This window comes from Roseitalea sp. (assembly GCF_984466335.1).
Map to the genome: position 1 here is coordinate 10,457 of NZ_CFIFWG010000098.1, position 1,042 is coordinate 11,498.

Annotated in this window: 2 protein-coding genes; both read left to right on the forward strand. The window is 67.9% G+C overall.

Annotated elements, in window-relative coordinates; all coding sequences use genetic code 11:
• Positions 1–531, forward strand: a 531-nt coding sequence (locus tag AC5E6L_RS10040) for a histidinol dehydrogenase (protein ID WP_491773003.1), incomplete at its 5' end; no start/stop codon positions are given.
• On the forward strand, positions 521–1,012 hold the full coding sequence (locus AC5E6L_RS10045; protein WP_491773005.1) for a UPF0262 family protein: 492 nt from the start codon (positions 521–523) through the stop codon (positions 1,010–1,012). The genes AC5E6L_RS10040 and AC5E6L_RS10045, both read left to right, overlap by 11 nt.
• Positions 1,013–1,042 lie beyond the last annotated feature (30 nt).

A 1,042-nucleotide genomic window follows, 5' to 3' on the forward strand; every position in this document is an offset into this window, starting at 1 on the left:
GACGAGGCGGCGCAATCGATCCTGATCACCGATGACGCAGCGCTCGCCCAGGCCGTCGCCGGTGCGGTCGAGCGGCAACTGGCGAGGCTGCCGCGCGCCGGGACGGCGGCGGCGAGCTGGCGTGATTTCGGCGGCATCGTCACCGTTGACGACATCCATTCTGACGCAACGCTCGCCCTGATCGACCGCATCGCCGCAGAGCATCTGGAACTGGCCTGCGCGGGCGCCGACGCGCTTGCGGCCCGCGTCTCCAATGCCGGCGCCATCTTCATCGGCCGCCATACCCCGGAAGTGATCGGCGATTATGTGGGCGGCTCCAACCATGTGCTTCCCACGGCGCGCTCGGCCCGCTTTTCCTCGGGCCTGTCGGTGCTCGATTTCGTCAAGCGCACCTCGATCCTCAAGCTGGGGCCGGACCAGTTGCGCGCGCTCGGCCCGGCCGCGATCAGGCTCGCCGAGGCCGAGGGCCTGGACGCGCATGCGCGCTCGGTCGCGATCCGCATGAACCCCGGAGGGGCCGATGCCGGATGAAGCCGATTTCGGGCCGAACGACCGGCTGGCGGACCTGACGCTCGATGCCTCGATCGGCCGCTCGACGCCGGATGTCGAGCATGAGCGGGCCGTGGCGATCTTCGATCTGATCGAGGAGAACAGATTCAAGCCCGTGGGCGATCCGGGCGAGGGGCCCTACGCGCTCGACCTGTCGGTCCGCGAGGGCAAGCTGGTGTTCGCGATCGGGCGCGAGGGGGGCGAGGACGTGGCGACGCACATATTGTCGCTCGGCCCGTTCCGCCGGATCGTCAAGGACTATTACATGATCTGCGAGAGCTATTACGAGGCGATCAAGAGCGCCACGACCAGCCAGATCGAGACGATCGACATGGCCCGGCGCGGCGTCCACAATGACGGCTCGCAAACGCTGATGGACCGGCTCGACGGCAAGATCGCCATCGATTTCGACACCGCACGCCGGCTGTTCACGCTGGTGTGCGTTCTGCACTGGAAGGGGTGAGGGCGTTCCGGGCCGTGATGGTGCGCGCTT

What these genes read in the sequence shown, in the direction of transcription:
- AC5E6L_RS10045 (WP_491773005.1), top strand. Translation starts at nt 521, where the DNA reads ATGCCGGATGAAGCCGATTTCGGGCCGAACGACCGGCTGGCGGACCTG.